This window comes from Vreelandella nigrificans, assembly GCF_002374315.1.
Classification (GTDB): Bacteria; Pseudomonadota; Gammaproteobacteria; order Pseudomonadales; family Halomonadaceae; genus Vreelandella; species Vreelandella nigrificans.
In genome coordinates this window covers 91,790-106,091 of the sequence record NZ_NWUX01000005.1, presented here as the reverse complement: position 1 = coordinate 106,091, position 14,302 = coordinate 91,790, and the positions used below count along the sequence as shown (strand labels likewise).

The window sequence follows — 14,302 nt, the reverse complement described above, 5'->3', positions numbered from 1 at the left end:
ATTTCTCCCGGAGGCGCGCGTTGCTCAGCCTGAACACTAATCTTATGTCGCTTACTGTGCAGAATAATCTGCGCGGTAGCCAGCAGGCCATGCAGACCGCAATGCAACGTCTGTCGTCTGGGCTGCGTATCAATAGCGCGAAGGACGACGCCGCTGGTCAGGCGATTGCCAATCGCATGACGGCGCAAATCAAAGGTATGAATCAAGCGATTCGTAACACCAATGATGGCATCTCCATGGTGCAGACGGCTGAGAACTCGCTTAACCAAATCAACGACAACTTGCAGCGTATCCGTGAACTGAGCGTACAGGCTGCTAGCGGTACCAACTCTTCTAACGATCTTGCTGCTATTCAAACCGAGATTGGTCAGCGTCTGGAAGAGATTGACCGTATTGCCGGGAAAAGTAACTTCAACGGTACTGGGCTGTTTAACGATACCAAGACACTGAATATTCAGGTTGGCGCTAACCCTGGTGACAGCATTGCAGTACGTTTTGAAGCAATGAATTTGCAGGGGTTGGGGCTGGAGGGCTTAAGCGTACTGGAAGATTACAGTGGGCCGGAAAAGCCTATTGATATGGTCGATGAAGCTATCAAGCGGTTAGATCAACAGCGCAGTTATTTGGGCGCCGTGCAGAACCGCTTTGAAAGTGTGATTGATGGGTTGAACAACAGTATCGTCAATCTATCTGCCGCCCGCTCGCGTATTCAAGATACTGACTATGCCAAGGAAGCCTCTAACTTTGTTCGCGCACAGATTCTGCAGCAGGCAGGCATTGCGATGTTGGCCCAGGCCAACCAACAGCCACAGATGATTTTGCGGCTGCTGGAAGGGCTATAAGCAAGGGCTATAAGCAAGGATGGCCGAGCTTCAGTGCTACTCAATAATGCCCTGTTCCCGGGCCATGGCGTAGGCCGCTTTAGGACCGTCCCACAGTGAGGGCAGTAGAATGAAGGACACTGGGATAGCAGTAATCACAATAAACTGCTGCAGGGCTGATATTTGGCCAGCGCCCATATACAAAAGCACTGCCGCCATGATTGCCATGGCGATTCCCCAGAAAGCCCGTATATAGGGGCTTGGGTTGTCGTGACCCGCCCCAACGACTGCAATGGCGTAGCTCATCGAGTCACCGGTGGTGGCTACGAATATCGTTGTTAACACTAAAATAGCCAATGTCATCCACGCGCCGCCCGGTAATGCCTGGGCGACGGTTAGCGTTGCTACATCAAACTGGAAGTTATTAAGCGCATCGGTAAGGTCAATAGCACCGGTCAACTGGTAGTGAATCCCCGATCCACCGAGCAGGGTAAACCACACCGTTGTGGCAATAGGGGCTAGGATCGCAACCGCGATAATCATTTCACGGATACTGCGTCCGCGGGAAATCCGTGCTACAAAAATAGCCACTAACGGACCAAAACCGATAAACCAGGCGGGGGCAGTCTCTGCTGTCATGGTCGCCATGGGTAAGAAATCACTTATATAGACCCCCATGCTAGAAAGGTAGCTGTTGAATAAAAACAGGCTGGGGCCGAACACCATGATGACAGCACCCACCGCCAGAGCCAGAAACACATTGAAACGGCTAAGTAACTGCATGCCTCTATGGACACCGCTCATGGCCGAAAGCACGTACATACTGGCTAACACCGCTAATATGGCTAATTTACTGGTATAGCTATTGGGTAGACCAAACACCTCGTGCAGGCCAAAACTTACCTGAGTTGCTAAAAAGCCTATAGGGCCCACTGTACCGGCGACAACGGCTATAACGCAGCAAGCATCAATGATCCCACCCAAGGGGCCACGCATGAGCCGCTCCCCCAATAACGGGTAGAGCAGAGTACGTGGCTGTAGTGGCTGGCCTTTCACATAGTGGGCATGGGCAAGCACGATGGCCGTTAGTGAGCCCAGCACCGCCCAGCCGATAAACCCCCAATGCATAAATGATTGTGCCAATGCATTAGAGATAGCAGGAATAGTGCCCGGCTCACTGTCGAAGGCGGGTGGCGTCACAATAAAATGGTAGATCGGCTCACCAGCTGCAAAAAACACCCCGCCACCTGCTAGCAACGTACACAAAATAATGGATAGCCACTTAAATGTGCTCATTTCTGGTACATCTAAGTTGCCGATTTTGGCTTTAGCCGCAGGTGTTATTGCTAGGCCGATGGCAATAAAGAAAGTGAGTAGAAGAAGCACCTGGAAGTAGCTACCCAGGGCTAATGCTGTCCAGGCAAAGCCTTTACTGATGCTCTCAGCGACTAACTCCACGTCGTAAAGTGATAGGGCTAGGAAGGCGATGATAAAGCCGATGCTTAAGAGCAAAACAATAGGATCGCCGAGCGCAAGCCGCGCAGAGCCGTCAGCATTAGTGCTGTCGCCATTAGAGGCGGGTTGGTTCATGTGGAACACCTTTTAGGGGAGCAAGGGGAGGCTAAAATAGCGGGCCTATCAAACGCACATCGTTAAGCGGCTTAACACTGCCCAGTTAATGCAAGAGTTAATGCAAAAGTTGATAAAGAAATTGATAAAAGCTGATAAAACAAAACAGCAGATAAAAAAAAGCGCCATTCAAGGAATGGCGCGAGGACAGGAAACTGAGCACAGTATATCTATGGAGTAGACGAAAGTCTAATATCTGAGGTGAAATTGCTTAAAAATGGTGCATAGAACTGTCTGAGTGCACTGTTTTGGAGGATGTGTACGCGAGAGAGGTTGGCTCGTTATTTGCAACCAATTGATAAATAGATAAAAAACAAAGTTTGGCAGCGTTGATGCAGCAGCAAAGAAAATAGTGCACACAAGGTGCTTTGCCAATGTCGCTTCTCTTTGTATTGCCGAAATGCACGTTTCCTGTGGGTCTGCGCTCCTTCACTATGTTGACTACAGCCTTATCACTGCTGCCAATAAGCGCACTTGCCGAGACCACATCGATACGTTTCCAGTTGGATTGGAGGTTTGAAGGCCCTGCTGCACCGTTTTTGATGGCTGCAGAGAAAGGCTACTTCGCTGATGAGGGGCTCAACGTACAGATTGACTCTGGCAGTGGCTCTGCCGGGGCGATTAATCGTGTAGCCTCCGGCGCTTATGAAATGGGCTTTGGTGACCTCAATGCATTAGTGGAGTTTCTGGCGGAAAATCCCAATGGCCCTGGTATTCAAGGCGTGTATATCGTGTATGACGGTACACCTGCCGCCGTATTTGCCCGTAAGGATCGCGGTATCGAAAGCCCGGCTGATTTAGTCGGTAAAACCATCGCCGCCCCGGCCTTTGATACCGGTTATCGAGCTTGGGGCGTATTTGCCGCCGCCAATGAGCTGGAACACGATGCGGTGGAGTGGCAAAACGTCGATCCCACACTGCGCGAAACCTTGCTGACCCGCGGTGATGTGGACGCCATTACCGGATTCTACTTCACCAGCTTGCTTAACCTTGAAGAGCGCGGCATGAGTGAAGATGACCTCACCATTCTGCCGTTCCCTGAATACGGCGTACCGCTCTACGGCAACGCTATTATCGCCAGTGAATCCTTTGCGGAAGCAAACCCAGAAGCGGTGCAGGGCTTTCTGCGTGCCTTCAATCGTGCGCTCGGCGAAACCATTGCTGACCCAGAAGCCGCCATTGAATACGTCAAAAACCGTGACGGCTTGATTAATGTGGACATGGAAATCCGTCGTTTGAAGTTGGCTCTGGAGAGTGTTGTTGATACCCCTGATGCCCGTGAAAATGGCGTGGGAGGTGTGGATGAAGGGCGCTTGATTGAGGCGATTCAACTGGTGGCCGACGCTTATGACCTGCCTTCTATACCGTCGCCAGACCAAGTGTTTAACCCAAGCTACTTACCCTCCCAGGAAGAGCGCAGGCTATTTACGGCAGAGGGCGAATAAGCATGTCGGCAGCTTTCGTGACCTTTGATAACGTCAGTCTTGCCTACGATGGCTCGGGCAATGCCATTGAAGATATCAATCTGAACATCCACGAAGGCGAGTTTGTCGCCTTCGTGGGCCCATCCGGGTGTGGTAAGTCGACGTTTATGAAGCTCTGCACGGGGTTACATGCGCCTACGGCAGGAGCGATTCAGGTTGATGGTCTGCCGGTCACCGGACCACTGAAGGTTTCGGGCATGGCATTTCAAAATGCCAACTTGCTGCCTTGGCGCACTACCTTGGATAACGTCTTACTGCCGTTGGAGATTGTTAAACCTTATCGGCATCAGTTTCGTAAACGTCGCGAGGAGTTTAAAGGCTGGGCTCGCACGCTCTTGAAGACCGTTGGCCTTGCCGAGTATGAAGATAAATATCCATGGCAATTATCGGGTGGGATGCAGCAGCGTGCTTCCATCTGTCGAGCACTGATCCATCAACCGCGCTTATTAATGCTTGATGAACCGTTTGGCGCCTTGGATGCCTTTACCCGTGAAGAACTGTGGTGTGTGCTGCGTGACTTATGGGACGTGCAGCGCTTTACCGTTGTGCTTGTCACCCATGACTTGCGTGAGGCGGCGTTTCTCGCTGATACGGTCTACGTGATGAGCCGCCGTCCAGGGCGGGTGATTGAGAAGCGCAACATTACCCTACCGCGCCCTCGTGCTCTGGAAACCACCTACCAAAAACCGTTTATTGATCTGGTGCAGTCGCTGCGCGCTCAGATTGGTGATGTGCGCAGTACTTAACCAGATGCTTAAACAATAAGTGATTAAATAACAAATACTTAAACAAACAGTACTTAAACAAAAAGTACTTAAACAAGTACGTAACCAAAGGGGACGGTTATGACGAAAAAGAGCAAGCTAATCGAACGGCTAGCCCCTTGGATTGCCGTTGCCGCGCTGGTCTTGGTGTGGGAAGCCACAGTGCGTCTATTCAACGTCCCCAGCTTCATTTTTCCTAGCGCTTTAGAAACCGCCCAGGCGCTGGTGACCTATGCGGGGCCAATCGGCAAGCACTCATGGCAAACCTTTTGGACGACGCTGATTGGCTTTGGTTTAGGAGTGGCGGTGGGGCTAGTGCTGGGCTTTATCATTGGCTCATCACGCTTTTTATATAACGCCTGTTATCCACTGCTAGTGGGGTTTAATGCGATCCCGAAAGTGGCGTTTGTACCGATTCTTGTAGTGTGGTTTGGCATTGGTTCGGTGCCCGCGATTCTTACCGCATTTTTAATCTGTTTTTTCCCTATTGTGGTTAACGTGGCGACGGGGCTCGCAACGCTTGAACCGGAAATGGAAGACGTCTTGCGTGTTTTAGGTGCACGCCGCATGGATGTGCTGCTGAAAGTAGGGTTACCGCGCTCCTTGCCCTACTTTTTTGCTTCATTGAAAGTCGCCATTACCTTGGCATTTGTTGGCACCGTGGTATCGGAAACGGTAGCCTCCAACCAGGGGATTGGCTACCTGATGATGAGTGCGGGTTCGCAGATGCGAATGGGGCTGGTATTTGCCGGGCTATTAGTGATCAGTGCCATGGCGATGGTGATGTATGAACTATTTGCACTGCTTGAAAAGCGCATGACCGGCTGGGCCCATAGAGGGCAGGATCGTTAATGTGCTTTCTGGCAGGTAATGCTTACCAGCGGTACATCAGAGAGGCACTGGTGGTGTGGTCGGTGCGCTCGCTGGCATCTTCCGGGGGCTGAGAGTTACGCTTGATCTCATGGGAAAGGCGTAACGACATACGCGCGTTCAAGCGTGCCGTAAGAGCGGATAAGGAGCGCGATGTTGTGTTTTCGTCGGTGTACTCCAGTGACATCTCCTGCTTGAAATCAGCATTCGGTGAAAACTCCCAACGATAATCGAGCGCTGAATATGCTACTCCAAGCTGCTCATTATCGTCTTCGCGCAGCCGGTCGTGACGATAACCAGGCCCCGCTTCAAGTGAAAGGTAGTGCCGCTCGCCATCGATAATTTGTCGGCCATAGCCACCAATGACGGAGAGCTGTTGGTCGTAGCCAGCAAAGCGGTCTTTCTCCCAGCGGGCAAAGCCAAACAAATAGTGAGGGCCATTGAAGTCGTAGCGCTCGCGCCCGGCTAGTAAGTATTGTTCAGCGCTTGTTGCCCCACCTTTACTTACATTGCGTACCTCTCCACGCAGCGAGTGGGTAAAGTCGCCAGTAATCCAGGTTAGGCGCGTCTTGCCAATTAACGTGCGGCTATCGGTATTTCCCGAAAGTTGGTTAAAGCCGAGTTCTGCATCGCCACTGAATATGGGGGCATCTGCTTGGGGCGGTGGTGGTGCATAAAACGGGCTAGCTGTTGCGGTGGTAGCCCACAGCGAGCAGCCTGCCAGCACGATACATCTTAAAAGGCTTGGCACGTAACTCCTCCTTGAGTGTAGGGACGGGGCGAGTATCTACCGATGGTGCGCATAATAAGGGCGAGTATATAGATGCGGCAACATGGCTGCTATGCAGGTAGCCCAGGCTTCGTACGAAACCTGGCGTAACGGTGCAACAACTAACGTCGCTTGGCGCTGCGTGCCATAATGGCGTTATTGCGCACTGTGAGTTCCATTATGACCGCTTCCCGCCCCCGAACGCTGGCTGAATTACAGCGCTGGCGCCGCACCCGCGCTAAACGGCGCTGGTATAAACGTAGCTTTCGCCTACAGGTCATGCTGCTGGTAGGCCTACTGTTGGCGGGTATGCTGCTGGCCCAAGGTACTTACCTCAATCACCGTAAAGCGGAAATCATTACCAATCAAATGGGCGAGAGGGCGCTGGCGGTAGCTAAAACTGTGGCAGGCATGCCGCAGATAGTGAATGCTTTCTCCACTCCCAATCCGGCGCTGATTATACAGCCGCTTGCTGAACGCGTACGCCAAGAGACCGGCGCTCGCTATGTCGTCGTCGGTAATGCTCAGTCAATTCGCTATTCGCATCCGGTGCCGGAACGTATCGGCTACCCCATGGTGGGTGACGATAATGACCAGGCGCTGATTTATGGCCAGTCATACGTATCAGAGGCCACTGGCACCCTAGGTACCGCAATGCGGGGCAAAACCCCTATTTGGGATGAAGAAGGTAACATCATCGGTGTGGTTTCGGTGGGCTTTATGCTGGACCGCGTGGCCCTGGATGTGGGGCGTCATACCAACTTAGGTTGGGCGCTAGTGGCGTTAATGATTGCCCTGGGCTTTGCAGGAGCGTACTGGCTGTCTCAGCACCTGAAAAAGATCATCCTTGGCTTAGAGCCCTATGAAATTGCTCGTTTGGCTATGGAAAAAGAGGCCATCTTACAATCGATTCACGAGGGTATTTTGGCAGTCAATCGCGATGGTCAAATTACCCTGGTCAATCAGCAGGCGCGACGCTTTTTAGGGCTGCCTGATGAGCATGTATTGCTCGGTGAGCCAATTCGCGAGGTGGTGCCTAATTCGCGGCTACTGGAGGTTTTAAGGCATGGTGAACAAGAGTTTGACCAGGAGATGTGGCTGGGTGACCACCCCGTAGTCGTTAACCGTGTGCCGATTTTGCATGAAGGGGAGATCGAAGGGGCGGTAGCAACGTTTCGTAGCCGTCGAGAGATTATTGACCTTTCCCAAGCGCTCACTCAGGCAAGTCGTGATGTGGACATGCTGCGCGCGCAGGCACATGAGTTTTCTAACAAGCTATACACCATTTCAGGCTTGCTCCAGCTGCAACGTATCGATGAGGCACTGGCGCTTATTCATCAGGAAACCGAGCGTGCTCAGGCCCAGATGAGCTTTTTAATGCGCCATGTAGCCGATGCGGTGCTTAGCGGTACGCTATTGGGGAAACTGACTCGTGCCCGTGAGCTAGGGGTGGCCCTGGAGATTGATGAGCAGAGCTCGCTCTCTTGCCCGCTAACACCTACCGGGCAGGAAGTAATGATGAGTGTTGTCGGTAATTTGTTAGATAACGCCTGCCACGCTGCGCTCAATGGTCCCAATGGCGACGTACCCAAGGTGCGCCTATTTTTTACTGACTTGGGTGAGCAGTTACTGATTGAAGTGGAAGACAATGGTTCTGGAGTGCCTGCTGAGCATGCAGAGTCGATTTTTGAGGAGGGCTTTTCGACCAAAACCGGCAAGCACCGTGGTATTGGCCTGGCACTTATTGCTCGGCTGTGTCGCCAGCATGGTGGTGCGGTGACGCTTGAAGAGAGCGAACTGGGAGGTGCGTGCTTTATTGCTGTGCTGGACCGTTCGCTGTGTGCCCAGGTGGCGACTACGCAGCATTCATCATAATAACGACGCCAGTAATAGGAGTAAGTATGTCTGCGACGCAGTACGGCATTTTGGTCGTCGAAGACGATTTTCGCATTGCCGATATCCATAAGGCTTTTATTGAACAGAGCGATGGCTTTTATGTGGTCGGTATGGCGCGCAACGGTAGCGAAGCTAAAGCATTGATGGCGCAGCACGCGGACTCGATTCAACTGATTCTATTAGATGCTTATTTGCCAGATGTTGAAGGGCTAGAGCTACTGTGGGCTATTCGGCGTGACTATATGCATGTCGATATTGTGATGGTAACCGCAGCACGGGAAGTAGAAACCATCAGTGAGGCACTGCGTGGTGGCGTTTTCGACTACTTGATTAAACCGATCGAAGCGTCACGGATGAGCCAAATGCTAAACCGTTTTCGCCGTGAGAGAGAAGCATTGGCCAATCGCGCTGAAATGAACCAAGATGAATTAGACCATGTGTTGGCACGCTTGCAGCCAAACGAACCACAGCGGCTTGCTACTCGTTCGCTACCTAAGGGGATTGACCGATTGACGCTGCGCCGGGTGGTGGATGCTCTAGCGGCAGCGCAGGACTCACTCACTGCTATGCAGGTGGCGCGCACCATGGGTGCCAGCCGTTCAACGGCGCGGCGTTATTTGGAGTTTTTAGTGGCTGAACAAGCTGTTAACGCGGAGTTAGGCTATGGTGATGTTGGGCGTCCTGAACGGCGCTATCGGTTATTAGATACGGCAAAAGGCTGGGTGGAAACGTTGTGATGGATATGCTGTGAACAAAATGAACAAAACGCACAGAAAGAACATTTTGTCGTTTATGGTCATAAGCTTGCCGCCAGGGGTGGCGTTCTTCTAACGTTCTCTGTGTAACCACACAAACGGCTGTTAACCGACGTGTATTAATCAGCGCTGATTAACCGCCCTGGGTGAATAGCAGCAGTGTAAAACAGTGTGTAAATAACAACGCCGCATTAATAGCGGCCCTGTAATACCAAGTCTGTATTCATAACAAAACTGTTTTAATAACAATGTTTTTAATAACAATGTACTGTGGAGAACGCCAATGACTACGCTTTCCCTGAAGCGCTTAGCCGTGCTTGCCCTTCCTATGGCTGCCCTAGCTATGACGACTGCCGCACAGGCCGATGAGTGGACGCCAAGTCGCTCCATCGAGTTTGTTGCTCCGGCTAACCCTGGTGGTGGCTGGGATACACTTGTGCGTACTGTTTCCCGTGTACTGCAAGAAGAACAACTGGCTGAGCGTAACTTTGCGGCCATTAACGTACCTGGCGGTGGTGGCGCGGTAGCCTGGGCTCAGATCGCCCGTGATAGCGGTAACCCACACAAGCTGTTTGCTACCAGCCCGCCGATTATCCTGGTGCCCCTTGCCGGTGCATCGCGCTATGACCACACTGCTTTTACCCCGGTTGCTCGCTTAATTACCGATTACTCGATTATTTTGGTATCCGCAGACTCTGATTATGAAACCATCAATGATCTGTTTGATGCGCTAAAAGAGAATCCTCGTCTTAGCGTTGGCGGCGGCAGTGCCCCAGGCTCTATGGACCATATTTCGGTGGCAGGCCTTGCATCTGCTGCAGGGTTAGATGCCTCTAGCGTTAACTACATCCCGTTCTCGGGTGGTGGCGATGCCATGACCAACCTGATGGGTGGGCATGTTGAAGCAGTGATTACCGGTGCTGGTGAGTCCGCCGGCCAGCTGGGCGAAGGTAGCCAATTACGCGCACTAGGCGTTTCGGCGCCTGAGCGTCTGAGCGGCAGCTTAGCGGATATACCCACCTATCAAGAACAGGGTGTCGATTACACCTTTGATATCTGGCGCGGCGTGATGGGTACGCCAGATATGCCTGAAGAAGCGGTTGCCTACTACGAAAACCTCTTTGCGGAAATGCTAGCAACCGACGGTTGGCAACAGGCACGCGATCAGCTTGGCTGGATTGATGCTTACCAAGATAGCGAAGAGTTTGGCGCCTTCCTTGATGAGCAGAAAGAGCTATTTAGCAGCGTGTTAAGTGATCTGGGCCTATTACGCCAGTAGTTGGCTGCTTTTGTAGGTATCGGATGAGGTATTCCGGCGACGCCCTGTCGTCGGAACCTTCCGTTTGATACCGCAAGGGCCTGGGCGTAATAACGACGGCTCCTTCGGAGAGACTCCAAATGACTCGATTAAACACTAACCAGTGGCTGGCACTTGTGCTGGGGCTATTGGCTGCCGCCTATTTGGCAATGGCGTGGCAAATCCCTTCCTTTCCACTGCCACGGCCGGTTGACTCTGACCTGTTTCCCAAAGTGCTTGGTGGTGCTTTGCTGTTGCTATCAGTGCTGCTCTTTTTTGAAAAACCAGCCCCACTTGCGGGTGCTGACGAGATTGATCATGAGGCTAACCAAGGCCCGTTGCTGTTAACCCCCTGGGCTCGCGTTGTAATAACAGCGCTGGCGATTGCTGCGTACGCGCTGCTGCTGGTGCCAATGGGGTTCGTGCTTGCCTCAACGTTGCTGTGCGTTGGCCTAACCGCCTATTACGGCTACCGCCGCCATGGGGTCAACCTAGCGACATCATTAGGTGTGGTGCTGGTGCTTTATCTGACCATGACGCGGGTAATGGATGTTTACCTTCCAACCGGCGTTTTGCCGTTCTAATCACACCGTGATGTTGAATTTGTAGCGGGTTTTGAGAGAGAGACTCCCATGGATGCCTTAAACAATCTGATGTATGGCTTTGGCATCGCGCTTGAGCCAATCAATATTGCTTACGTATTTGCCGGTGTGTTTGCTGGCACGATTATCGGTATGTTGCCAGGCCTTGGGCCGATTAGCGCGCTGGCGCTGATGATTCCGATTACCTTTGCTATGGAGCCTTCGTCAGGACTGATCCTGATGGCAGGGGTCTACTACGGCGCTATTTTTGGTGGCTCCACCTCGTCTATTCTGCTCAATGCTCCTGGTGTGGCGGGTACGGTAGCTACATCATTCGATGGCTACCCCATGGCCAAGCAAGGCATGGCAGGTAAAGCACTGGCCATTGCTGCCTATGCTTCCTTCATTGGCGGTACCGTTTCGATTGTCTTCTTAATGCTGGTGGCACCGCTGCTATCCAAGGTAGCGGTTAGTTTTGGTCCACCTGAGTATTTCGCATTGATGGTGCTGGGCCTCACCGCAGTGGTATCTCTGTCGGATAAATCATTGGTGAAAGGGTTAATTGCGGCAGTTGTGGGCGTGATGATCTCAATTATCGGTATCGATCTACAAACGGGTACCGAGCGCTTTACCTTTGGTTCGATCCAGCTGCTTGATGGTATCGACTTTCTGGTAGTGGCCCTGGGCATTTTTGCCCTGGCGGAAGTCTTTTACATGTTGCTACGTGGGGGCGGTGGTAAAGCGCCTAAGCGAAATGCCATTGGCTCGCTAAAGCTCTCGGGTAGTGAAATGAAGCAAATTGCAGGTCCCATTGGTCGTAGCTCGGTACTTGGTTTCTTTACCGGCGTACTGCCTGGCGCAGGGGCCACCATTGGTTCGTTCCTTGGCTACAGCATGGAAAAGCGTATTGCCAAAGATGGCGATACCTTTGGTAAAGGTAATATTAAAGGCGTCGCTGCGCCGGAAGCTGCCAACAATGCTGCTTGTACCGGCTCCTTTGTACCGCTTTTGACCCTAGGGGTGCCTGGTTCTGGTACTACTGCGGTACTGCTTGGCGCGCTGTTGGTCATGGGGGTAACGCCCGGCCCAATGATGCTTGAACAACGCCCTGATGTTTTCTGGGGTGTTATTGCTAGTATGTATATCGGCAATATCTTCCTGTTGGTACTCAACCTGCCGTTGATTCCGCTAATCGCCAAAATCCTTGATCTGCCGCGGCCACTGCTGCTGTCACTGATTTTAATCTTCTGCATGATTGGTGTGTACGGGATGAGCTTCAGCGTGTTTGATCTATTGCTGCTGCTTGGCTTTGGCCTGATTGGCTTAGGCATGCGCCTGTTTGGATTCCCGGCGGCACCGCTGATCCTGGCGCTGATCCTAGGCAACATCATGGAAGAGTCCATGCGCCGCGCGCTGCAAATCTCCGGTGGTGACTGGATGATCTTTATCGACAAGCCGATTTCACTGGCTCTACTAGTGTTAGCCCTGCTTTCATTGACGCTACCGCTGCTCAAGAAACGCCGTAAGAAGAGCGCTTAACAGATAGCGAATTAACATGCGGGTAGATGGTGAGCGTAGGTACTAGCTAAGCCGTTGTTCGCATTAACCTTCAGAAGGAGGCGTATCATGTACGCCTCCTTCTGTTTTTTTTAAGTAAATAAGTAAAACCTGCTTCGCGTCAAAAAGCAGCTCTAATACAGCCCGACAGCCCCGTTGCTTTATGTTGGTGCAAGCCGCCCTCTGAAAGGCTTGGATGCGCGCACTGCGTGCAGACGTTACGCGTTACTTTGGTGCGCTTGGTTGACGTATTTAATTGCTGATTTTTTGTAAATGATTGATTGTTCTTTGATATTAATATTTTGTCCCAAAATGGCGCAGCCCTTGCAGCACACAATTGGCTAGTGGACGTATACCCGTGAAGACTCATCCGGCGTACGAAGCTTATATAACAAACCCCTGCCAATGGGGTGCAAGGAGGTTCAAGTGACCACATTGCAACGCAAGACACACTCTCGCTCAGCACGATTAACCGGCCGCTTCACTACTGCACTAATTGCCGCCGCCGTTATGGGTGCCAGTGCCCAGGTACTCGCTCAGGACAATGACCCGATTAAAGTCGGTATTCTGCACTCCCTCTCTGGCACCATGGCAATCAGTGAGACGGTGCTTAAAGACACTGTCGAAATGCTGATTGAACAACAAAACGAAGCCGGTGGCTTGCTAGGGCGCCAGCTAGAAGCCGTGGTGGTTGACCCTGCTTCCAACTGGCCGCTGTTTGCTGAACGTGCTCGTGAGCTACTTGCCCAGCACGAAGTTGACGTAGTGTTCGGTAACTGGACCTCGGTTTCGCGCAAGGCCGTATTGCCCGTATTCGAAGAGTTAAACGGCCTGCTGTTCTACCCAGTGCAGTATGAAGGCGAAGAGTCATCTGAAAACGTTTTCTATACCGGTGCAGCGCCCAACCAGCAGGCGATTCCTGCGGTTGAGTATTTGATTAATGAAGTCGGCATCGAGCGCTTCGCGCTGGTGGGTACCGACTACGTTTATCCGCGTACTACCAACCGCATCCTCGAAGCCTTCCTTAAAGATGAACATGGCATCGCGGATGAGGACATCATGGTCAACTACACGCCGTTCGGCCATTCGGATTGGCAGAATATCGTGTCTGAAATACGTCGTTTTGGTGAGGAAGGCAAACCCACTGCGGTGATTTCGACGATTAACGGCGACGCTAACGTGCCGTTTTATACCGAGCTGTCTAACCAGGGCGTTGACGCTGGTGATATCCCCGTCATCGCTTTCTCAGTGGGCGAGCAGGAGCTTACCGGTATTGATACTGGCCCGCTGGTCGGCCACTTGGCCGCCTGGAACTACTTCATGAGCGTTGATACTGACGAAAACTATGACTTTATCGATGCCTGGATCGACTACACCGGCGACGAAGATGCGGTGACCAACGACCCGATGGAAGCCCACTACATTGGCTTCAATATGTGGGCCGAAGCGGTTCGCAAAGCGGGCACCACGGATGTAGACGCAGTGAAAGACGCTATTATCGGTGTGACGGTGCCTAACCTAACCGGCGGCTATGCGGCCATGATGCCCAATCATCACATCACTAAGCCGGTGTTGATTGGAGAGATTCAGGATAACGGCCAGTTCGATGTTGTATGGCAAACGCCGTCTACCGTGGCGGGCGATGCCTGGTCTGATTATCTACCGGGTTCACGTGACCTGATTGCTGACTGGCGTGCACCGATGCGCTGCGGCAACTTCAATGTCGTGAACGGCTCCTGTGGTGGCAGCACCGCAGCAGAAGAAGCCGAAGCGGCGCTCGCTGAGTAAATGATGATCCCTCGCTGCTTGGCCAAGCGCTGAGTAGTGGGGGGCACGCTACCTCCCCCTTTTAGATAACGGTTTCTCATATAACCACTTC

The 14,302-nt window shown here is 52.3% G+C and carries 12 protein-coding genes; 10 read left to right on the top strand and 2 right to left on the bottom strand.

Going from position 1 to position 14,302, the window contains the following annotated elements; translation table 11 throughout:
- Positions 1-20: 20 nt before the first annotated feature.
- Positions 21-842: a flagellin N-terminal helical domain-containing protein gene (locus CPA45_RS08390; RefSeq protein ID WP_096651109.1), complete on the top strand. Its 822-nt coding sequence runs from the start codon at positions 21-23 to the stop codon at positions 840-842.
- Positions 843-878: 36 nt separating this feature from the next.
- Here the strand turns inward: CPA45_RS08390 and CPA45_RS08385 are convergent, their stop codons facing one another.
- On the bottom strand, positions 879-2,411 hold the full coding sequence (locus tag CPA45_RS08385; RefSeq protein ID WP_096651108.1) for a BCCT family transporter: 1,533 nt from the start codon (positions 2,409-2,411) through the stop codon (positions 879-881).
- 413 nt (positions 2,412-2,824) lie between these two features.
- On the opposite strand from CPA45_RS08385, the gene CPA45_RS08380 reads away from it, so the two are divergent.
- From CPA45_RS08380 to CPA45_RS08370, 3 genes are all read left to right on the top strand, one after another.
- The gene (locus CPA45_RS08380) at positions 2,825-3,895 is read left to right on the top strand and encodes an ABC transporter substrate-binding protein (protein WP_208858471.1); all 1,071 of its coding nucleotides are present in this window, start codon (positions 2,825-2,827) and stop codon (positions 3,893-3,895) included.
- A 2-nt stretch (positions 3,896-3,897) separates the two neighbouring features.
- Positions 3,898-4,680 (top strand): ABC transporter ATP-binding protein, encoded by a 783-nt coding sequence (locus CPA45_RS08375; protein ID WP_096651107.1) that lies wholly within the window; start codon positions 3,898-3,900, stop codon positions 4,678-4,680.
- 99 nt (positions 4,681-4,779) lie between these two features.
- On the top strand, positions 4,780-5,550 hold the full coding sequence (locus CPA45_RS08370; protein WP_096651106.1) for an ABC transporter permease: 771 nt from the start codon (positions 4,780-4,782) through the stop codon (positions 5,548-5,550).
- 22 nt (positions 5,551-5,572) lie between these two features.
- Here the strand turns inward: CPA45_RS08370 and CPA45_RS08365 are convergent, their stop codons facing one another.
- On the bottom strand, positions 5,573-6,319 hold the full coding sequence (locus CPA45_RS08365; protein WP_096651105.1) for a DUF481 domain-containing protein: 747 nt from the start codon (positions 6,317-6,319) through the stop codon (positions 5,573-5,575).
- Positions 6,320-6,517: 198 nt separating this feature from the next.
- Between CPA45_RS08365 and CPA45_RS08360 the strand changes: the two genes are divergently transcribed.
- The 6 genes from CPA45_RS08360 (at position 6,518) to urtA (ending at position 14,211) form a co-directional block, all read left to right on the top strand.
- Positions 6,518-8,212 (top strand): ATP-binding protein, encoded by a 1,695-nt coding sequence (locus tag CPA45_RS08360; RefSeq protein WP_096651104.1) that lies wholly within the window; start codon positions 6,518-6,520, stop codon positions 8,210-8,212.
- Between the two features lie 26 nt (positions 8,213-8,238).
- Positions 8,239-8,970 carry a response regulator gene (locus CPA45_RS08355; RefSeq protein ID WP_096651103.1) on the top strand — a complete coding sequence of 244 codons (732 nt, stop codon included), beginning with the start codon at positions 8,239-8,241 and terminating at the stop codon, positions 8,968-8,970.
- A 301-nt stretch (positions 8,971-9,271) separates the two neighbouring features.
- Entirely contained in the window at positions 9,272-10,267 is a 996-nt protein-coding gene (locus CPA45_RS08350; protein WP_096651102.1) for a tripartite tricarboxylate transporter substrate binding protein, read from the top strand.
- A gap of 119 nt (positions 10,268-10,386) precedes the next feature.
- Positions 10,387-10,869: a tripartite tricarboxylate transporter TctB family protein gene (locus CPA45_RS08345; protein ID WP_096651101.1), complete on the top strand. Its 483-nt coding sequence runs from the start codon at positions 10,387-10,389 to the stop codon at positions 10,867-10,869.
- A gap of 48 nt (positions 10,870-10,917) precedes the next feature.
- On the top strand, positions 10,918-12,405 hold the full coding sequence (locus CPA45_RS08340; RefSeq protein ID WP_096651100.1) for a tripartite tricarboxylate transporter permease: 1,488 nt from the start codon (positions 10,918-10,920) through the stop codon (positions 12,403-12,405).
- Between the two features lie 444 nt (positions 12,406-12,849).
- Positions 12,850-14,211 (top strand): urea ABC transporter substrate-binding protein, encoded by a 1,362-nt coding sequence (urtA, locus tag CPA45_RS08335; protein ID WP_096651099.1) that lies wholly within the window; start codon positions 12,850-12,852, stop codon positions 14,209-14,211.
- The last annotated feature ends 91 nt before the right edge of the window (positions 14,212-14,302 follow it).